This window comes from Rhodobacteraceae bacterium M385, assembly GCA_025141835.1.
Lineage (GTDB): Bacteria > Pseudomonadota > Alphaproteobacteria > Rhodobacterales > Rhodobacteraceae > Gymnodinialimonas.
In genome coordinates, this window is record CP081102.1 from 1,202,077 (window position 1) to 1,222,068 (window position 19,992).

19 protein-coding genes are annotated in these 19,992 nt (G+C 59.9%); 14 read left to right on the plus strand and 5 right to left on the minus strand.

The window, feature by feature from the left end; all coding sequences use genetic code 11:
* Window positions 1-57: 57 nt before the first annotated feature.
* Genes kduD through K3728_05890 form a run of 3 tightly spaced genes read right to left on the minus strand, consistent with a single transcriptional unit; the run spans window position 58 to window position 1,958 of the window.
* On the minus strand, window positions 58-783 hold the full coding sequence (kduD, locus tag K3728_05880; GenBank protein UWQ96757.1) for a 2-dehydro-3-deoxy-D-gluconate 5-dehydrogenase KduD: 726 nt from the start codon (window positions 781-783) through the stop codon (window positions 58-60).
* Complete coding sequence (gene kduI, locus K3728_05885) at window positions 780-1,607, minus strand: 5-dehydro-4-deoxy-D-glucuronate isomerase (protein UWQ96758.1); 828 nt, start codon at window positions 1,605-1,607, stop codon at window positions 780-782. The genes kduD and kduI overlap by 4 nt, the downstream gene beginning before the upstream one ends.
* 39 nt (window positions 1,608-1,646) lie before the next feature.
* Window positions 1,647-1,958: a cupin domain-containing protein gene (locus tag K3728_05890; protein UWQ96759.1), complete on the minus strand. Its 312-nt coding sequence runs from the start codon at window positions 1,956-1,958 to the stop codon at window positions 1,647-1,649.
* A gap of 79 nt (window positions 1,959-2,037) precedes the next feature.
* On the opposite strand from K3728_05890, the gene K3728_05895 reads away from it, so the two are divergent.
* The 9 genes from K3728_05895 to K3728_05935 all read left to right on the plus strand — a co-directional run bounded on the left by K3728_05895 (window position 2,038) and on the right by K3728_05935 (window position 11,387).
* On the plus strand, window positions 2,038-3,003 hold the full coding sequence (locus K3728_05895) for a sugar kinase (protein UWQ96760.1): 966 nt from the start codon (window positions 2,038-2,040) through the stop codon (window positions 3,001-3,003).
* A gap of 11 nt (window positions 3,004-3,014) precedes the next feature.
* Entirely contained in the window at window positions 3,015-3,755 is a 741-nt protein-coding gene (locus K3728_05900) for a ribonuclease activity regulator RraA (GenBank protein ID UWQ96761.1), read from the plus strand.
* A complete protein-coding gene (gene uxuA / locus K3728_05905; protein ID UWQ96762.1) occupies window positions 3,752-4,921 on the plus strand; it encodes a mannonate dehydratase in 1,170 nt (389 codons plus the stop codon). Before K3728_05900 ends, uxuA begins: the two co-directional genes overlap by 4 nt.
* A 24-nt stretch (window positions 4,922-4,945) precedes the next feature.
* Window positions 4,946-5,464: a redoxin domain-containing protein gene (locus K3728_05910; protein UWQ96763.1), complete on the plus strand. Its 519-nt coding sequence runs from the start codon at window positions 4,946-4,948 to the stop codon at window positions 5,462-5,464.
* A 273-nt stretch (window positions 5,465-5,737) separates the two neighbouring features.
* The gene (locus K3728_05915; GenBank protein UWQ96764.1) at window positions 5,738-6,721 is read left to right on the plus strand and encodes a TRAP transporter substrate-binding protein; all 984 of its coding nucleotides are present in this window, start codon (window positions 5,738-5,740) and stop codon (window positions 6,719-6,721) included.
* 89 nt (window positions 6,722-6,810) lie between these two features.
* The gene (locus K3728_05920; protein ID UWQ96765.1) at window positions 6,811-7,356 is read left to right on the plus strand and encodes a TRAP transporter small permease; all 546 of its coding nucleotides are present in this window, start codon (window positions 6,811-6,813) and stop codon (window positions 7,354-7,356) included.
* A gap of 1 nt (window position 7,357) precedes the next feature.
* Complete coding sequence (locus K3728_05925; protein UWQ96766.1) at window positions 7,358-8,638, plus strand: TRAP transporter large permease; 1,281 nt, start codon at window positions 7,358-7,360, stop codon at window positions 8,636-8,638.
* A 137-nt stretch (window positions 8,639-8,775) separates the two neighbouring features.
* Window positions 8,776-9,735, plus strand: a complete 960-nt coding sequence (locus K3728_05930; protein ID UWQ96767.1) for a GAF domain-containing protein — start codon at window positions 8,776-8,778, stop codon at window positions 9,733-9,735.
* A 128-nt stretch (window positions 9,736-9,863) separates the two neighbouring features.
* Entirely contained in the window at window positions 9,864-11,387 is a 1,524-nt protein-coding gene (locus K3728_05935) for an aldehyde dehydrogenase (GenBank protein ID UWQ96768.1), read from the plus strand.
* Between the two features lie 85 nt (window positions 11,388-11,472).
* On the opposite strand, the gene K3728_05940 is transcribed toward K3728_05935, so the two are convergent.
* On the minus strand, window positions 11,473-12,171 hold the full coding sequence (locus K3728_05940; protein ID UWQ96769.1) for a GntR family transcriptional regulator: 699 nt from the start codon (window positions 12,169-12,171) through the stop codon (window positions 11,473-11,475).
* A 114-nt stretch (window positions 12,172-12,285) separates the two neighbouring features.
* Between K3728_05940 and uxaC the strand changes: the two genes are divergently transcribed.
* The 3 genes from uxaC to K3728_05955 all read left to right on the plus strand — a co-directional run bounded on the left by uxaC (window position 12,286) and on the right by K3728_05955 (window position 16,708).
* A complete protein-coding gene (gene uxaC, locus K3728_05945) occupies window positions 12,286-13,692 on the plus strand; it encodes a glucuronate isomerase (GenBank protein UWQ96770.1) in 1,407 nt (468 codons plus the stop codon).
* 80 nt (window positions 13,693-13,772) lie between these two features.
* Entirely contained in the window at window positions 13,773-15,176 is a 1,404-nt protein-coding gene (locus K3728_05950; protein ID UWQ97465.1) for a mannitol dehydrogenase family protein, read from the plus strand.
* Entirely contained in the window at window positions 15,173-16,708 is a 1,536-nt protein-coding gene (locus K3728_05955; GenBank protein ID UWQ96771.1) for an altronate dehydratase family protein, read from the plus strand. Before K3728_05950 ends, K3728_05955 begins: the two co-directional genes overlap by 4 nt.
* A gap of 24 nt (window positions 16,709-16,732) precedes the next feature.
* Here the strand turns inward: K3728_05955 and K3728_05960 are convergent, their stop codons facing one another.
* Window positions 16,733-17,578 carry a helix-turn-helix domain-containing protein gene (locus K3728_05960; GenBank protein UWQ96772.1) on the minus strand — a complete coding sequence of 282 codons (846 nt, stop codon included), beginning with the start codon at window positions 17,576-17,578 and terminating at the stop codon, window positions 16,733-16,735.
* A 134-nt stretch (window positions 17,579-17,712) separates the two neighbouring features.
* On the opposite strand from K3728_05960, the gene K3728_05965 reads away from it, so the two are divergent.
* Together K3728_05965 and K3728_05970 are read left to right on the plus strand one after the other, a co-directional pair.
* Window positions 17,713-19,107 carry an alpha-galactosidase gene (locus tag K3728_05965; protein UWQ96773.1) on the plus strand — a complete coding sequence of 465 codons (1,395 nt, stop codon included), beginning with the start codon at window positions 17,713-17,715 and terminating at the stop codon, window positions 19,105-19,107.
* Window positions 19,107-19,991: a sugar ABC transporter permease gene (locus K3728_05970; protein UWQ96774.1), complete on the plus strand. Its 885-nt coding sequence runs from the start codon at window positions 19,107-19,109 to the stop codon at window positions 19,989-19,991. Before K3728_05965 ends, K3728_05970 begins: the two co-directional genes overlap by 1 nt.
* Window position 19,992: the final 1 nt, after the last annotated feature.

The window sequence follows — 19,992 nt, forward strand, 5'->3', positions numbered from 1 at the left end:
TCGTGGAAAACGGCCCGCACCTTTTGCGTTATTTCGGTAACGGACGAGGCAGTTACCCTAGCGGGCCAGCCACCCGCCATCGACGTTCAGCACCGCTCCGTGGATGTAATTCGCCGCAGGCGAGGCGAGGAACACTGCTGTCTCTGCGATATCGTCAGCTCGCCCCCACCGCCCCGCAGGAATGCGATCCAGAATCGCCGCATTGCGCGCGGCATCGGCCCGCAGAGCCTCGGTGTTGTTGGTCTCGATATAGCCGGGCGCGATGGCGTTCACGTTGATGCCCTTGGCGGCCCATTCATTGCACATGATCTTGGTCAGCCCGGCGATCCCATGCTTGGAGGCGGTGTAACTTGGCACCCGAATGCCGCCTTGAAACGACAGCAGCGATGCGATGTTCACGATCTTACCCGTACCACGCGGCAAGGCCGCCTTGGCGAAGGCCTGACAGGTGAAAAACGCGGCCTTCAGGTTCACGTCCATCACGTCATCCCAATCGGCTTCCGAAAAATCCACGACATCATCACGCCGAATGATCCCGGCGTTATTCACCAGAATATCAATCTGCCGCGCTGCAAAAACGTCTTTTGCGGCCATCGGATCGGCGAAATCGAGGGTTAGCGCCTCGGCACTGTCGGTCATGGCCACCGTGTCAGCGCATGAGGACCGCCCGGCGCAGATCACATGAGCTCCGGCGCGGCCCATAGCGACTGCAATCGCCTGACCGATCCCGGTGTTTGCGCCCGTGATCAGCGCCGTTTGCCCGCTCAAGGAAAACGGGTTCATCGCAGCGCATCCATGGCAACCATGTCCATATCGGTGAAGTCCACGTTGTCACCGGCCATGGCCCAACAGAATGTATAGGCGGCCGTGCCCGCGCCGCAGTGGATCGACCATGGGGGCGAAACGACGGCTTCTTCATTGGCCATCACGATGTGGCGTGTCTCAGCCGGATCGCCCATGAAGTGGAACACGCGGGCGTCGTCAGGAACCTCGAAATACAAGTAAGCTTCCATCCGGCGGTCATGGATATGGGCGGGCATCGTGTTCCACAGACTACCCGGTTGGAACTGCGTGTAGCCCATCAACAGCTGGCAAGTCTCGCAGACGTCCGGGTGGAGGAACTGGATAATCACCCGCTCATTCGCGGCCTCGCGCGATCCCATTTCCACGCGACGGGCATCGGCCAGTTTGATCATCTTTGTTGGGCAACTGCGGTGCGCCGGGGACGAGGTGATGTAGAAACGCCCCGCGCCCGAGAAGGTGACCACGCCGGCGCCCATGCCGATATACAGCAATTCGCCGTTCTCAAGGGTAAAGGTCTCTCCACCGACGGACACTTGACCCGTATCGCCGATGTTCAGAATGCCCATTTCGCGGCGATCAAGGAAGTTGGGCGTGCCGGTTTCGGCCACGTGATCCAAGGTCAGCGTGCCAGATCCGGGCACGGCAGAGCCAAGAATGAAGCGGTCGTAATGAGTGTAGAGAAGGTTAATTTCCCCCTCTGCAAATAAACCGTCTTTGTGGAAATGGTCACGCAATGCAGTGGTATCCATCGATTTTGCGGAAGCGGGATCAATGGCGTGGCGGGTTTCGATCTTCAGGGTCATGGGACCTCTTTTCATAGGATGTGCCGCGCGCGGCATGCTTTACAGAAAGTCGTCGCGGCGCGGTGTGAAGCAATCCACCAACCGACCGGGTTCAAGGCAAACGCACCCATGGACGGCGTCCGAGGGGATGACGAAGCTATCGCCGGGGCCAACCTCGAACGGGTCCCCATCCATCGAGAAACGGAAGCGCCCGCTTTCGACGTAGGTGGATTGGACGTGGGGATGGTTGTGAAGCGCCCCCTCGGCCCCTTCAGCGGCAAACGTAAAGGCGACAACCATAAGGTCAGGATGGTCAGATAGGACCTGCCGCGTCACGTTATCGCCGGCCTCGACAATAGGGAATTGGGGCATGGAAGACTTCCTTAATGTGGACGCTATCGGTATCTGGTATGATAGTATACCAGTTTGAGAAGTGAAAGTTGATTCTGCTATGAGTGTCCACCCATCCAAGCCGCTCTTGTCCGGCCCATCCTCTGCGCCGCTGCGCGTCACCTCGATTGGGGAATGCATGGTCGAGCTCGCGCCAGCCCAAGAGAAGGGTAGTTTTACTCAATCTTTTGCGGGAGATAGCCTGAACACCCTTTGGTACTTGCGCCAGCTTAACCCGGCTTGGAAGTGCCGCTACCTGACACGCGTGGGCCAAGACCACATCTCGGAGGAAATGCTGAAGATGATGGCGGGCGCTGGCATGGAAACGGACCATGTGGGCCGGGAAACCGACCGAACCTTGGGGCTTTACATGATCTCTCTCAGCGATGGAGAGCGTAGCTTTTCGTATTGGCGCGGGCAATCCGCGGCCCGCCTACTGGCCGATGATCCAAAGCGCGTGGCGGCGGCCGTTGCGGATGCTCACGTGGTGTTTTTTTCGGGTATCACGCTTGCCATTTTGGCGCCTGAAGCAAGGGCCACATTGCTTGCCGCGGTGAATGCCGCGCGGGCGGGCGGAAAAACAATTGTGTTCGATCCCAACCTGAGGCCCAAACTGTGGCCCGATGCCGCGCAGATGCAGCAGGCGATCATGGCAGGTGCCGCCGTCAGTGACCTTGTGCTACCGTCGTTCGATGAAGAGGCCGAGTATTTTGGCGACGCGACGTTTGAGGCAACGGCCAACCGCTACTGCGCCAATGGGGCGAGCAGTGTCGTTGTGAAGAACGGCTCGGGCCAAATTTATTACACACACCGGGGACAGACCGGCCTTGTGACGCCAGCCCCAGCGGGCGCAGTCGTGGATACCACCAGCGCGGGCGACAGTTTCAATGCGGGGCTATTGGCCGGGTTGGGGCGAAGCGCCTCCATCGCCGAGGCGATCAAGTTGGGGTGTGATGTGGCGCGCAAAGTGATCGGCCAGAAGGGCGCTTTGGTCACCCTTGATGGGCCAACGGCGCCTGCAAGCTGAAAGGAAAACAGATGGCAAACCCGCAACCCGCCCAAGACGTCCCCCTGGATGGCCAAACTCTGGCGCGGCTGAAAGGGATCAGCACTGCGACGGTCGCGACCTTGTTGTATAAAAAGGGGTTCCGGAATTGCTATGTGCAAGGGGTGCAGCCCTTGGCCGAGGGACAGGACCGGATGGTCGGCCCGGCATTCACTCTGCGCTACATTGCAGCGCGTGAAGACACCGACCCGATTGAAGCATTTCGGGAGCCTGACCACCCGCAACGCCTCGCGATCGAAACCTGCCCAAAGGGCCATATTCTGGTGATGGATTGCCGCCAGGACGCCAGTGCGGCCTCGGCGGGCTCGATCTTGCTGACGCGCCTTCAGGTGCGCGGCGGGGGCGGCGTTGTGTCCGACGGCGGTATCCGCGACGCGGCGGGGGCGGCGGCGCTTGATATGCCTGTGTTCGCGGCAAACCCCTCGGCACCGACGAACCTGACCAAACATCACGCAGTCGATATGAATGTGCCAGTGTCCTGCGGCGGCGTTGCTGTTTATCCCGGCGATATAATTGTGGGCGACGCCGATGGCGTCATGGTGATCCCCCGCCATTTGGCCGACGAGATCGCTATTGAGGGCGCGCCAATGGAGCTGTTTGAAGAATTTGTGATGCAAGAGGTCTTGCGCGGGGTGCCGATCATTGGGCTCTATCCCCCCACCGATCCAGATACGCTGGAGCGGTTTGAAGCGTGGAAGGCGGCCCAAACATGAAAGAGACTTGGCGTTGGTTCGGGCCCCTCGATACGCTTACGTTACCGGAAATTGCCCAAACCGGCGCGGCGGGGATCGTCACCGCGCTACACGATATCCCTTATGGGCAGGTGTGGGCGGCCGACGCCATCGCCGCACGCAACGACACGATCAAAGCGGCGGGGTTCACGTGGGATGTGGTCGAAAGCCTGCCCGTGCACGAAGCGATCAAGCGCGGCGAGGGTGACCTGAGCACACTTTTCGCCAACTACCGCCAATCCATGGCCAACCTTGCCGCCAACGGCGTGCGCACGATTTGCTACAACTTTATGCCGCTGCTGGATTGGACCCGCACCGATCTTGCCGCGCCCGTCGCTCGGGGCGGCACATGCCTGCGGTTTGAGGCCGCCAAAATGGCCGCGTTTGAGGTATTCATGGTCGAAAGGGCAGGGGCCGAGGCGGACTACAGCGCGGAGGTTCTGGAAAAGGCCCGCGCGTGGTTTGATGCGGCAGGGCCATCGGGCCGGGACGCGCTATTACACGCTATCATGTCGGGCCTTCCCGGCGCCTATGACCGCTTTGATATCGAGACGTTGCGCGAAGCTTTGCAAGCCTATGACGGCTTAAGTCGCGACGATCTTCGCGCCAACCTGAAGCGGTTTCTGGAAGAGGTCATTCCAATGGCGCAGGAACTTGGGGTGGCCATGTGCATCCACCCCGATGACCCGCCGCGCGATATCCTTGGCTTGCCAAGGATCGTGTCGGACGCTCCGGATATCCAATGGCTGTTGGATGCTGTGGACGCTGAGGCTAATGGCCTGACCCTTTGCACCGGGTCCTTAGGGGCGAACCCCGCCAATGATGTGCCCGCAATGGCCCGCAAGTTTGGCCCGCGCACCCATTTCGCCCATCTGCGCAACGTGGCCAAAGACCCCGACGGATCGTTTGAAGAGGCGACGCATCTGGGCGGCGACACTGATATGGTTGCCGTGATCCAAGCGCTTTTGGCGGCGGAAAAGCAGCGCGGCACGTCTATACCGTTCCGGCCCGATCATGGGCACGACCTTCTGTCTGACACGCAACGCCAAAGCCACCCGGGCTATCCGTTGGTGGGGCGCTTGCGTGGTCTGGCCGAGCTTCGCGGCGTCGTCGCCGCGCTAGAACACCCCCATCACCCCGATCCTTGAACACAACACGAAAGAGGTTCTTTCATGCCCACCCCTAAACTCGCCCCCGGCGTAGTCCTTGATGAAATGTCCTTCCCAAAGCTCGGCGGTGGCAGCCTGAGTGTTGGTGGCCAGCGTGAGAATTGGACCCTTCTGACAGTCTATCGGGGTAAGCATTGCCCTCGGTGTAAGAAGTACCTCAATATCTTAGATGGAATGCGGTCCAAATGGACCGATGCGGGCTTTGATATCGCCGTTGTGTCGGCAGACCCGGAAGAAAAAGCGGCGGCAGATCAGGCTGAATTCGGCTGGGGCTTTGATCTGGGCTATGGTCTGACGGAAGACCAGATGGCTGTGCTTGGCCTTTATGTGACCGAGCCTTTGTCGGACGCGGAAACCAATCAAAGGTTCTCGGAGCCGGGCACGTTCGTGATCCGGCCCGATGGCAGTGTCTTGCTGATCGCCATTTCCAACGGCCCTTCGGCGCGTCCTGATCTGGATGAGCTGTTGGACGGCATGATCTTCACCAAAGACAACAACCGCCCCCCGCGCGGTACTGTATAAATCGCAAACCGAGGCCGGGCGTCTTAGCCCTGCCTCTTCCCCACTTTTTGCGCGCGAAATGCGCGCCGATGGCTGCTCCGCGCTGTTGTTACACGACGCAGTCCCGCAATTTCCCTGCACATTCAAAGCCCAACCAGTTTTTAACCTTCTGTTTATCGTTGTGATTGACTCAAATCCGCGCCGACTATACTAGTATTCTAGTCGGCGGGTGGATGAGGGGCAAAGGCTTCGTTTCCACCTGCAAGATCGAGAAAACAGATCTGGGAGGATCACATGTCACGGACTTTTAAACTCACGAGCGCTATTCTTGGCGGTTGTTTGGCGGTTGCGGCTTCGGCAGCCTCTGCACAGGACCTTCGCGGTTGGAACATCCACGTAGAAGATTACCCCGTTTCCATCGCGATGGAGTCCTTCATCGCTGAAGTGTCGGAGGCGACCGGGGGGGAAGTCACTGGCAACATCTTCCACAATGGCGTTCTGGGCAGCCAGCCCGACGCGATTGAGCAGGTCCGCCTTGGCGCCCTTGATTTCGGCGTCTTCTCATTGGGTCAGATGGGCACCTCCGTTCCAGAAACCAACGTGGTTTCGCTGCCCTTCATCTTCGGTTCCATCCCAGAGATGTATGAACTGATGGACGGTGCCGTTGGCGACGCAATCGACGCCGGCATGCGCGAGCGGGGCATCGTGGCCCTTGGTTGGTACGATGCGGGCGCGCGCTCTTTCTACAACTCGGTGCGTCCGATCAACACGCCTGCCGATGTGGAAGGCCTGAAAATCCGCGTGATGAACAACAACCTTTTCGTCATGATGGTTGAAGCGATGGATGGCAACGCGACGCCAATGGCCTTCGCGGAAGTCTATCAGTCGATCCAGACGGGCGTTGTCGATGGGGCGGAAAACAACCCACCGTCCTACGAATCCACCAGCCACTTTGAGGTTGCTCAATACTACTCCCTGACCGAGCACCTGATTATTCCCGAGTGCCTGTGCATGAGCCTTGCCTCCTTCGAGGCCCTGTCCCCGGAGAATCAGGAAATCGTTCTGGCCGCCGGTCGCGCCAGCGCCGAGTTGCAGCGTGAGTTGTGGCAGGCCCGTGAAGCGGCCTCCATGGAGATCGTTGAAGCCGGTGGCACGATCGTGAACACGATCGCTGACAAGGGTCCATTCCAAGAAGCAATGGCCCCTGTGTACGAGCAGTTCCTGGCGGATAACCCCGACATGACTGATCTGGTCAACCTGATCCGCGGCACCGAGTAATCCTGCCAAGGGCTTGAGAAAGTGCGGCCCGCGTTGCTTTGAAACGCGGGCCGCGCCACTATCGAAACCACCCTAATCGCGAGACAGCCATGCACGATCAATTAGCGCCGGAGGGATGGGTCGAAAACATCCTCTACTGGATTGGCAAGATTTGTACGCTTATTGCATCGCTCGCCTTGGTCATCCTCGTAGCCACATTCGGCTGGTTGGTTTTCGGGCGTTACGTCTTGAACGTAACCCCCACATGGGTCGAACAACTGGCCCTGCTGTTGATTTGCTACATCGTATTTTTGGGCGCCGTTGCCGGCACACGGGATGAAACGCATCTGGGCGTGACTCTATTTCGCGACATGATGCCCGGCGGCCTTCAGAAGGTGATCGTGATCTTGATGGACGCCGTTCTTGCGGCCTTCGGGGCGATCATGTTCCTTGCGGGCACCAAGTTGATGCAATTCGGCTGGGACAGCCTGCTGCCGATGCTGGATATCCCCGAGACCTTCCGTACCGCTGCAATTACGATCTGTGGCGCGCTGACCTTTGGCATCTGTGCCTCTCGCGCTGTGCTGCGCACGCTGAAATTCTCGCACTGGCAGGCAATGCCAGATACGTCTTCCACTGACATTTCGGAGACCTAAAATGGGCCTCTTAATCCTTCTGTGCGTCTTCTTCCTGTTGGTGGTGATGGGGATGCCGGTCGCCTTCGCCATGGGCATTGCTGCGGCGTCTGCCTTTTGGTTTGAAGGCTTCCCGATGCTCATCACCTTCCAGCGGGCCAATGCGGGCGTGTCGGTGTTTTCGCTTCTGGCGATCCCGTTCTTCGTTTTCGCCGGAGAGTTGATGTTACACGGCGGCATTGCGGTGCGGCTGGTGCGCCTTGCCTCCGCGCTTGTGGGTCACCTGAAGGGCGGCTTGGCGATGGTCAACATCTTCTCGTCGATGCTGTTTGGGGGGATCTCTGGCTCGGCTGTGGCGGATATCTCGGCGCTCGGCTCCATCCTTGTGCCGGTGATGAAAGAGCGCGGCTATCGCCCCGATTTCGCGGTCAACGTGACAGTCACGTCCTCCATCGCGGGGGTTGTGATTCCGCCGAGCCACAACATGATCATCTACGCGGTAGCGGCGGGGGGCGGTATCTCTGTTTCCGGGTTGTTTCTTGCGGGGGTCATTCCCGGCATCATCATGTGCATCAGCCTCGCCATTGCGGCCTACGTTCTATCAGTGAAGCACAATTATCCGTCCGAGCCCTTCCCCGGTTGGGGAGAGGTCGCGCGCACCGCCGCCTCCGCGATCCCCGGCTTCTTCACCGCCGTCATCATCGTGGGTGGTACGCTGTCGGGTATTTTCACGGTCACGGAATCCGGGGCGTTCGGGGCCATTTATGCGCTGATCCTGACTTCGGTCTTCTATCGGAGCCTTAGCTGGAAAGCCTTTCTTCAGGCGATCACGGGGACCGTTCGGACCACGTCGATGGTCATGGTGTTGATCGCTTTCGCCAGCTCTTTCGCCTATCTTCTGGCGCTTTACCGTGTGCCGGAATCTCTTTCCGGGGCGCTGGTGACGATCTCGGACAATCCAATCATCATCTTGCTGATGATTAACGTGATCTTGCTGATCCTTGGCATGATTATGGATATGGCGGCGCTGATCCTGATCTGTACGCCGATCTTCCTGCCGATCGCCCAAGGGCTTGGCATGGACCCCACCCAGTTCGGGATCATGATGCTGATGAACCTTGGTTTGGGCCTTTGCACGCCGCCGGTAGGGACCTGCCTGTTCGTAGGCTGTGCCGTGGGTAGGATTAAGATTGAGCAGGCGCTGAAGTCGATTTGGCCCTTCTACTTGGCAATCTTTGGGGCGCTGTTGCTGGTGACATATGTGCCTGCGATCTCTTTGTGGTTGCCATCGGTCATGCGTTAAGTCGTGCCATCTTAGGCCGGGGTTGCCGCCTCAAGGCGGCCCCGGTGGCCGAGTGCTTGGCGGTATTGCCGGCCCGCTATCCTTTCATTTGAAGCAAAAGTTCGTAGACTGCCCCAGCTATTGCCAGCGGGGTGACCATGCAGTCCAAGACGTCCCATGCCGATAAAGTCCTTGAAGCGACCAGTTCCGCGTCGGCTGCTGCGCGGTCGCAGGTAGCGGCCAGTTGGAACCGTTCGGTCCTGAAACATGGATTGAATCCGGACAATGACCGTGCGCCCGAGTTGATCGAGGAATCCGCCCTGCGGGAGCGTTTGCAAGCCCATGAACAATTCATGATGGTGGCCGCGCCACGGCTGGACGCGCTCTATACATTGGTCGGACAATCGGGCTGCGCGGTGCTTTTGACCGACGCGGAGGGCGTCATTCTGGACCAGCGCATGTCCGATGCGGACACGCCAACGTTCGAGGTCTGGGGCCTGCGGGCTGGCGCGAATTGGAGCGAGGAACGCGAAGGAACCAACGGTATCGGCACCTGCCTGACGGAGCGTCGCCGGGTCATCATCCATCAAGATGAGCATTTTCACGCCCGCAATATCGGGATGAGCTGCATCGACGCGCCGATTTTTGGGGTGGATGGGCAGATCGTTGCCGCCCTTGATGTGTCCTCGGCGCGGGCCGATCAGACCGAGGCGTTCAACCGCCTGATCGCCGCACAGGTCGCCCAAACCGCCCGCGCGATTGAAGAGGCCAACTTCCGCGCCGCTTTCGCTTCGGCCCGGATCGTGGTGGCTGAATGCGACGATGGCGACTCCGCTTCGCTGCTGGCGATTGACCGCGACGATCTTGTGGTCGGTGCCACCCGCGAGGCACGCCGGGCGTTTGGCTTGGCGGGCACTGGGCCGCTTCAGGCGCGCCCCGCCTCCGACATTCTGGGGCGCGAGGATGGGCCGACCGGGTTTGAACGCGCCGAAAGGGCTGCCGTAATCCGGGCGCTTGCGCGGGCGAACGGCAACGTCTCCGAGGCCGCCAGACAGCTTGGGGTGGCCCGCGCGACCCTTTATCGCCGCATGAAACGCCTGGGCCTCAGCGAAAGCTAGGCCAACCTGTCTCAGTCCTGAGACACTTCTTTCCGACATTCGATTCCGTCGTGGTGACGGTACTGCCGTGCCCCGCCAAGTTCCGCCTAGCCCAAGTGGAGGACTCGGGCCAAATGGAGGAATATATCATGAAAGATCTCGCGCATACCGAGACGGGCACCTACACGTCGCCCTTTAAGACGCGGTACGACAATTACATCGGCGGCAAATTCGTCGCCCCCGTGAACGGCCAGTATTTTGAAAACGTGACGCCGATCACAAATGAAAAGATCAACGACATCGCGCGTTCGGACGCGGCGGATGTAGAGCTGGCCCTGGACGCGGCCCACGGCGCGAAGACGGCGTGGGGGGCGACGTCTTCCACGGACCGCGCCAATCTGTTGCTGAAGATCGCCGACGCCATCGAGGCCAATCTGGAGCTGCTCGCCCAAGCCGAAACATGGGACAACGGCAAGCCGATCCGCGAAACGATGGCCGCAGACATCCCGCTGGCTGCCGACCACTTTCGCTACTTCTCAAGCGTGTTGCGCGGCCAAGAAGGCTCGATGAGCGAAATCGACGCCGACACGGTGGCTTACCATTATCATGAGCCTCTTGGCGTTGTCGGCCAGATCATTCCGTGGAACTTCTCGATCCTGATGGCAGCGTGGAAATTGGCGCCGGCCTTGGCAGCAGGCAATTGCACCGTCCTGAAACCGGCTGAACAGACGCCCGCGGCGATCATGGTTCTGGCCGAGATCGTGAACGATCTTCTGCCCGCCGGTGTGCTGAACATCGTCAACGGCTTTGGGGCCGAGGTTGGCGCGGCACTGGCCACCTCCAAGCGGATTGCCAAGATTGCCTTCACCGGTTCTACCGCGACGGGTCGTACGATCATGAAGGCGGCCACGGAAAACCTGATTCCGGTGACGCTGGAGTTGGGCGGCAAAAGCCCGAACGTCTTCTTTTCCGACATCATGGCGAAAGACGACGCCTTTTTTGACAAAGCCATTGAGGGCTTTGTTCTGTTTGCCTTCAACCAAGGTGAGGTCTGCACCTGCCCGTCCCGAGCGCTGGTCCAAGAAGACATCTATGATGCCTTCATGGAGCGGGTGATCGAACGGGTCAAAGCCATCAAGCACGGCGATCCACGCGATCCAGAAACCATGGTCGGGGCACAAGCCAGCAAGGCGCAACAGGAAAAGATCCTGTCCTACTTCACCATCGGGCGCGAAGAAGGCGCCGAGGTTCTGGTGGGCGGAGAGGCGGCAAGCTTCAGCGGCGAATTGGCGGGGGGGAATTATATCCAACCGACAATCCTGAAGGGCCACAACAAGATGCGGGTGTTCCAGGAAGAGATCTTTGGCCCGGTCGTATCCGTCACCACGTTCAAGGATGAGGCAGAGGCCTTGGCGATTGCCAATGACACGATGTACGGCTTGGGGGCCGGTGTCTGGTCACGCGATATGAACACCTGTTACCGCATGGGGCGCGCGATTGAAGCGGGCCGGGTTTGGGTGAACAACTACCACGCATATCCCGCCCACGCGGCCTTTGGGGGCTACAAGCAATCGGGTATCGGGCGTGAGAACCACAAAATGATGTTGGATCACTACCAGCAAACCAAGAACCTTCTGGTCAGCTACAACCCCAACAAACTGGGCTTTTTCTAGGTGCCCACGGCGCCCCCGTAGCTTCGTGCGGGGGCGCTATTTTTCGGGTAAGAGTCGGGGGCAGGGGCCTTCTGGACGCTTCCTTCTACTTCGACGTCTCAAAATAATCGGGATAGCGGGCGCGAATATCGCCCAGAATTGTGCGTATGCTGGCCAAATGCGCCCGCAGATGCGCCGTCGCTTCCGCGGCATCGCCGCTTTCTATGGCGGCCACAAAGCCCCGGTGTTCATCCAGCACCTGTTGCCGACGTTCCTGCGACAGGGTCAGGAAGCGGATACGATCCATGTGGGCCTTTTGTTCCTGAATAAGCTTCCACACGTGGGCATGGCCGGCGATTTCGCAAAGGGTTTCGTGGAAGGCCTCATCCAAGGCGTGGAACACGGCAGGGTCGGGATGGTCCAAGGCCTCTTTCTGGTCGTCCAGATTGGCGTTCAGGCGGGCAAGATCGGCTGCGGTCAGACGCTCCATCGCAAGGCGCAGACACTCCACCTCTAGGGCGGTGCGCACCAATACGGCGTCCAGCACGGCCTGCTCGGATATTGGTGTGACCAGCGTGGCGGTTTGCGGGCGGATCGACAGGAACCCCAGTTTCGACAGCCGAAAGAAAGCATCCCGCACCGGTTGGCGAGACATGTCCAATTGCTTGGCTACATCGTTCTCGGTGATCTTGGTGCCGGGGGGCAGTTTCAGAGAGATCACCGCGTCATAAATGACTTTAAAGGCGCGTTCCGTTGCCGTTTGCGATGGCGGTGGCACCAGCGATGACAAGTTCGATTTGGACATTCAGTTTCCCACTTTCCTTAACCTGCTCCGACCATAGAACGAGATACGCTTTGACACAACTGATCCGCTAGCATATCAGATGGCCATTCTACATCACCTCGGAGCATCGGCCCCATGTCATTGACCCACCCTGACCGCCTCTTTCCTGTGGAGCCGGGCCAACGGGCGCTCGCGCGGGATCTTTACGACAGCGTGAAAGACCTGCCGATCATCAGCCCCCATGGCCATTGTGACCCGCAATGGTTTGCGGAAAACAACCGCTTCCCCAACCCCGCCGAATTGTTCGTTGTGCCCGATCACTACGTGTTCCGCATGTTGGCCAGCCAAGGAATCGCGTTGACCGACCTAGGCGTGCCACGTGTGGATGGCGGCGCGACCGAGGCGGACCCACGGGCGATCTGGAACCAGCTGGCGCAGAACTATCACCTGTTCCGGGGCACGCCGTCGGCCATGTGGCTGGATCATTCGTTTGAGCATGTCTTTGGCCTGACCGAGCCACTGAGTGCAGCGACAGCCGATGTCTATTACGACCATATCGAAGCCAAGTTGGCCGACGATAGCTTCCGCCCCCGCGCCCTGTTTGAGCGTTTCAATATCGAGGTGCTAGCCACAACCGAAGGGGCCTTGGATGACCTGCGCTGGCATAAGGCGGTGCGTGACAGTGGCTGGACCGGGCGGATCGTGACCACCTATCGCCCCGACGCCGTTGTTGACCCTGAGTTTGAAGGGTTCGCCCAAAACGTCGCGGCCCTTGGCACATTGACGGGCGAAGATACCGCCACATGGGACGGCTACCTGAACGCCCACCGTGCCCGTCGCGCCTATTTCAAAAGTTTCGGGGCCACCGCCTCGGATCACGGGCACCCGACGGCTACCACGATGGATCTGCCGCGCGCCGAGGTTGAGGCGCTGTTTGCCATAGCTCTGCGCGGTGCGTGCTCTCCCGCCGAGGCCGATGCGTTTCGCGGCCATATGCTGACGGAAATGGCCCGGATGAGCTTGGAAGACGGTCTGACCCTGCAAATCCACCCCGGCTCTCGTCGGAACCACAATGCCGCCGTCTTTGCCCAACACGGGCGCGACAAGGGCTATGATATCCCCGGTCGCACGGACTACGTCGCAGCGCTAAAGCCGCTATTGGACGCCGTGGGGATGGAGCCTGACCTGAGGATCATCCTCTTTACCTTGGACGAGACAAGCTATGGCCGCGAACTGGCGCCGCTGGCCGGGGCCTATCCGGCCCTGCGTCTTGGCCCGCCTTGGTGGTTTTTTGATAGCTACGAGGGGATCAAACGCTTCCGCGAAGCCACGACCGAGACCTGCGGCTTTTACAACACCGCAGGCTTCAACGATGACACCCGGGCGTTCTGCTCCATCCCGGCCCGCCATGACGTGGCGCGGCGCACCGATTGCGCCTACCTTGCCACCCTCGTGGGCACCGGACGCTTGCGCGAGGGCGAGGCCTTTGAGGTGGCCCATGATCTGACCTACCGCTTGGCGAAAGACGCCTACGGGCTATGAGCCTTCCCTCCATGCCCCGAACGTAAGAGGTTGACGTGCCAACAGAAAACCGACTGACCCGCATCTCCCCTGCGCCCGCAATCGGGCAGGTTCACCTTGGCCCCGGTGCGTTTTTCCGGGCGTTCAACGCGATCTATTCCGAAGACGCGATGGCGGCAGAAGGGGGGGATTGGGGCATCGTTGCCGTCAGCCTGCGCAGCGCCACGGCGCGCGATCAGTTGGAGCCTCAAGCCGGGGCCTATACCTCGGTCACCTTGGGAACACCGCGCAACAAATGCCGGGTGATTGGCGCAGTAACTGATGTCCTCGTTGCCCCGGAAGACCCGGAAGCGGTGATCGCCGCGATGGCCGACCTGGCGGTAAAGATCGTGTCCCTGACGATTACGGAAAAGGGCTATTGCCACGCGCCCGCGACGGGGCGTTTGCAGATGGATCACCCTGATATCGCTCACGATCTGGCGCATCCCGACGGCCCGCGTTCGGCCATTGGGCTCATTGTTGCGGCCCTTGCGCGTCGCCGGGGGCAGGGGGGCAAGCCCTTCACGGTTCTGTCGTGCGATAATCTGCCCTCCAACGGGGCGCTGGCGCGTCGCGTCGTCCTAGATTTCGCCGCCGCACGCGACGCCGACCTGGCCCGTTGGATCGAGGCTCAGGTGCCTTTCCCCGCTACAATGGTTGATCGGATTACCCCCGCCACGACCGACGCAGACGTAGCGCAATTGGCCAAGGATGCGAGCTACTACGATCCCGCCTGCGTTGTGCATGAGAGCTTTCGCCAATGGGTGATCGAGGATGATTTCGCCGATGGCCGCCCCGTGTGGGAGGCCGCAGGCGCGCAGTTTGTGGACAGCGTCGATGCCCATGAGCTGATGAAACTACGCTGTTTGAACGGTACCCATTCGACCCTTGCCTACCTTGGCTATCTTGCGGGGTTTGAAACCATCTCCGACACCGTCGCTGACCCTGATTTCGCCCACCTCTGCACCGCGATGTGGCGCGATGAGATCACGCCGAGTGTCCCGCAACCCGAGGGCGAAGACCTTGCAGCCTATTGCCAGTCCCTTCTGGCCCGCTACCGCGATCCGGCGATCCGTCACCGGACGTGGCAGATTGCCATGGACGGAAGCCAGAAGCTGCCTCAACGGCTGCTATCTACGATCCGCTACAACCTTGCCGCCGGGCGCGTGCCGGGGGGGCTTTGCCTCGCGGTGGCGGCATGGATGCGGTATGTGGGGGGCGTGGATGAAAACGGCGCGCCGATTGACGTGCGCGATCCCTTGGCGGACCGGTTGCGCGCCGCATCCGATGGGGCGGAGGACGCCGAAGGAAAGGTAGCAAACCTGTTGGCGATCGACGAGATTTTTGACCCAGAGCTTGCCCGCGACAGCCGTTTTCAGGCGGCTGTTCTGCAAAGCTATAAGGCGCTGCTTGAGCAAGGGGCTGCCAAGACTGTTCAGGCATTTGCCACGGCGGCAAACCCATGACGAAGGCTGCAAAGGGCACAATGATCCTGCATGAGCGTGATGATGTCGCCATCGTCACCCGCCGGGCGAAAGCGGGCGATCAGCCGTTGGGCTATGGCGCGGCGCTTACGGCCCCGGTGTCTATGGGGCATAAAGTGGCCCGTCACGACATTGCCTCGGGCGCGGCGGTTCATAAGTTCGGCCAGATCATTGGCTTCGCAACGCAGCCAATCCCGGCGGGCGCCCATGTCCATAGCCACAACCTCGCGTTCGGGGACCATGGCGATGCCACTGACATCGGCTCGCTTCTGCCGCAGGCGCGGGCCGCGATCCCTCAGGTCGAGGCGCGGACATTTGCAGGCTTTGCCCGAGCCGATGGGCGGGTGGGCACCCGCAACATGATCGCGCTTATTGCAACGGTAAATTGCTCGGCCACCGTTATCCGGCAAGCGGCCGATCAGATCACCCGTTCGGGCATTCTGGACCATTACCCCAATGTGGACGGCGTGGCGGCGTTTGCCCATGGCACCGGTTGCGGCATGGCCTCGAGCGGGCCGGGGTGGGAGAACCTGCAACGGGTACTTTGGGGCCATGCCACGCATCCCAACGTCGGGGCCGCGCTGTTTGTGGGGTTGGGGTGTGAGGTGATGCAAATTGCCCGCATGAAGCAGATGTTCGGCGCCACCGGGCAAGAGCGTTTCCACGGGCTGACCATTCAAGAGACCGGCGGAACGCGGGCAACCATTGCGCAAATCATTGCGCGGGTCGAAGCGCTGCTGCCTGAGGTCAACGCCATCACCCGAAGCCCGCAGCCCCTGTCGGCCCTTACCGTCGCGCTGCAATGTGGCGGCTCGGATGGCTATTCCGGCATCACCGCCAATCCTGCCCTTGGGGTCGCCAGTGATCTGCTTGCGGGCCACGGCGGGCGGGTTATCCTGTCGGAAACGCCCGAGATTTACGGCGCGGAGCAACTGCTTCTGCAACGCGCCGCCAATGCGTCCATCGGCGCGGCCCTGACCAAGCGCCTGAGCTGGTGGGAGGAATATACCCGCATCAACGGCGGCTCGATGGATAACAACCCATCCCCCGGCAACAAGGCCGGCGGACTGACCACGATCCTCGAGAAATCCTTGGGCGCGGTGGCCAAAGCAGGGGCCACGCCCTTGAACGAAGTGGTGGCTTATGGCGCGGTGCCAACGGCCTCTGGGCTTATTTTCATGGACACGCCGGGGTATGATCCGGTTTCTGTCACGGGGCAGATCGCGGGCGGGGCGCAAGTTGTCGTGTTTACTACCGGGCGCGGCTCGGCCTTTGGCTCCAAGCCTGCGCCGACAATAAAGTTGGCCACCAACGACCCGCTTTTCGCGGCCATGCCCGAGGATATGGATTTGACCTGCGGTGACGTTATCAGCGCCGGTGTCTCCTTGGTCGATAAGGGGGCCGAGATCCTTGACCTAATCGTCGCCACCGCCTCGGGGCAGCCGACCAAAAGCGAGGCATTGGGCCTGGGCGATAACGAGTTCATTCCGTGGAATATCGGGGCCGTGATGTAGCCTTTGTGTGGCGGCTCGCGGAACCTACGGGTCTTTGCACCGAAATGAAGAAGGGCTCGCCCCCATATAGACTTTGAACTTTCGGCTGAAGAAATACGGATCGGCAAAGCCCATTTCCACCGCGACGGCCTTAACGGAAAGCCCCATTCCAAGACGGCTGGCGGCAAACTCCATGCGCTTCAATTCTCGGAACTTTTGCGGCGTAAACCCCATGCGATCCTTAAAGGCGCGGCGAAAATATTCCGGGTTGTAGGGGACGTCGTCCAGGGTTTCGTCCACCCCCTCGCCAAGGGGATCAGCGGAAAGGCGTGTAGCGACCTTCATGATGTGCACAGACAGCTGATCGTGGCTCTGCGGGTCCGTATCTTCGCTGTTCCAATCCAGAAAAGCGGCGTCGATGAAGGCCAGCAGAACGACCATAAACTTGTGATGCTGCGCCATCGTTGTGCTGCCCAAGGGCGCCGTGCTGCGATAGTGGCGTAGAAACGGTTCCAGTACCTCCCAATCGGGCAGGGCGATTTTGCGTTTCAGCCGCAGTTGCGAGATCAGATCACCGCGCCCGAACAGCTCTAGAGAAAAGTGTTGTGCAACCCCGGTGAACAGTTCCATGCCGCCGCTAAACGCCCCCTGAAACCTTGTGTAAGCGGGGATCAACATGGCCTCTCCGGGCCGAAGATGGATCGGTTCAGCTGCGTTTCCAAGTTGGTAAGACCCGCCCCCCGACAGACAAATAATCAGATCGTGAGAGGGGTTCACCTTGTCGATCCGCCAACTGGAATCATGGGTCATTTTGATCGCAGGGCGTTCCAGACGTAGCGACAAGGAGCCGACGGGAATATGGTCGAATGGTGTATGTTCAATTCTGTCCATCTTTTTCTCCAATAGCACTATGTTATGTGCTCCGCTAGCATATTAGCTTCTTATGTGACGGAGCCCAAACAGAGGCTCTGTCAATGGGAGGATGAAGGGTTCGGTTTGTAAAAACCTTGCGTACTATAGATATCATGGCGAATTCTAGCTCACATATTTCCGTGCGTATCGCATTCATCGGGGGCGGTTCTCTAAACTGGGCGCCGGAACTGATGGCCAGTTTGGCATATGACACCCGCCTGCAAGCCGAGGTGCGCCTTTACGACACCGACTTCCCCGCTGCCGAGCGTAACGCCGCCATTGGCGCGCGATATGCAGAGGTCTCTCGCGGGTGCGCGGCAACCTATTTGCCGTGTCCCACAATAGAGGCGGCGCTGACGGGGGCCGATGTGGTCGTGATCTCGATCCTGCCCGGCCGGTTTGAAGATATGGGCCACGACCTGTCCATTCCGGCAAGCTACGGCATCCCTCAGGCTGTTGGTGATACAGTTGGGCCGGGCGGGATTGTGCGTGCCATCCGGGCGATCCCCATGTTGGCAGACATTGCCACTGCAATTCGCGATGTCGCCCCGGATGCTTATGTGTGCAACCTGACAAACCCGATGAGCGCTCTGACGGGGGCGCTCTATGCGGCGTTCCCTCAGATCAAGGCATGGGGCGAATGCCACGAGGTTACGAAAATCCGCCGGATGGTCGCCAGTATCGCCAATGATGCAGAAGGGGGCGAAACCTATTCCTTCCGTGATGTTGAAGTGAATGTACTTGGGATCAACCACTTTACCTTTGCTGATCGTATCACCCTGCGGGGGCGCGATATGATGCCTGCTTACAGCGCGTTCGTGGCGGCCCAAGGCGCGAAGGGCTGGCATCAGACCGAGCCCGACGCCGATAAGGAGCATCGTAAGTACTTCGGCACGCGCAACCTTGTGGCTTTCGATCTGTTGCGCCGCTTTGGCCTTCCTGCCGCCGCGGGGGATCGCCATTTGGCTGAGTTTCTTCCCGTGGCCGATTACCTTGCCGATCCGGCCCGATGGGGGTTTGCCCTGACGCCGATCGACTATCGCATCCGCGATCGGGCTGCGAAGCTAGAGAAAGCGGAAGCCCTGAAAATGGGCCGGATAGCGCCGCACGTGAAGCCATCCAATGAATCCCTGATCGAGCAGATTACCGCGCTCAAGGGCGGTGGCGTGTTCATGGACAATGTGAATTTACCCAACCGGGGTCAGGTCGGCGGCTTGCCGTCAGGGGCGATTGTGGAAAGCAATGCTGTCTTCTCGGGGCTTGGAATCGCGCCGGTCCCGGCGGGCAAGTTGCCCGTTGCGCTCGAAGATATCGTGGCCCCTCATGCGCAGCGTCAGTCGGCGCTTGTGCCGGCAGTCTTGAACGGGGACCGCGCGGCGCTGTTTGCGTTGTTCCACCAAGATCCACTGGTCGCGCTACTGCCGACCAAAACGGCGAAAGAGATGTTTAATCAGATGCTTGCAGCAACAAATCACTGGCTGCCCGAAAACTTGAAGGGGGCCGCGTGATGGGGGGCGACAGCAAGTATCTGGGCCTTTGGTATGTGGCCCCCTACATCATCGGGTTGCTGTTGTTCACAGCTTTCCCCTTTGTGTCGTCCCTGTATCTTAGCTTCACGGACTACGATCTGCTGAGCGCGCCCGAGTGGGTCGGCACCGACAATTACGAGCGGCTTTTTACCCGTGACCGGACCTTCGATCGGTCGCTTCGGGTCACCATGATCTATGTGTTTACGACCGTCCCGCTTAAACTCGCGTTCGCCTTGTTTATTGCGACGGTGCTCAACTACCGCCTCAAGGGGATCAATCTGTTCCGCACGGCGTATTACGTGCCGTCGATCCTAGGCGGCTCCATCGCGATTGCTGTGTTGTGGCGCTACATCTTCGCGGGCAACGGGTTGGTGAACATGATCCTGACGGGCCTTGGGTTTGAGGCAGTCAATTGGTTCGGCGACCCTCAGAATGCACTGTTCACGATCACGCTGTTGCGGGTGTGGCAGTTCGGCTCGGCCATGGTGATCTTTCTGGCGGCTCTGCAATCGGTCGATAAATCCCTATACGAGGCCGCGTCCATTGATGGGGCCAAGCCGCGCCATATCTTCCGCTATATCACCTTGCCGCTGATCACTCCGGTGATCTTTTTCAACCTGATCATGCAGACGGTGCAGGCGTTCCAAGAATTTAACGGCCCCTTCATCATTACCCAAGGTGGTCCGCTGAATTCTACCTATCTGCTGCCGCTTTATATCTACGACGAAGCCTTCCGCAGCTTTGATATGGGCTATGCCTCGGCCATCGCCTGGATCTTGTTTGCCATCATCATGACGCTGACGCTGGTCGCCTTCTGGTCTTCCAAGAAGTGGGTCTACTATGCCGGCGATAAGAGGAATTGAG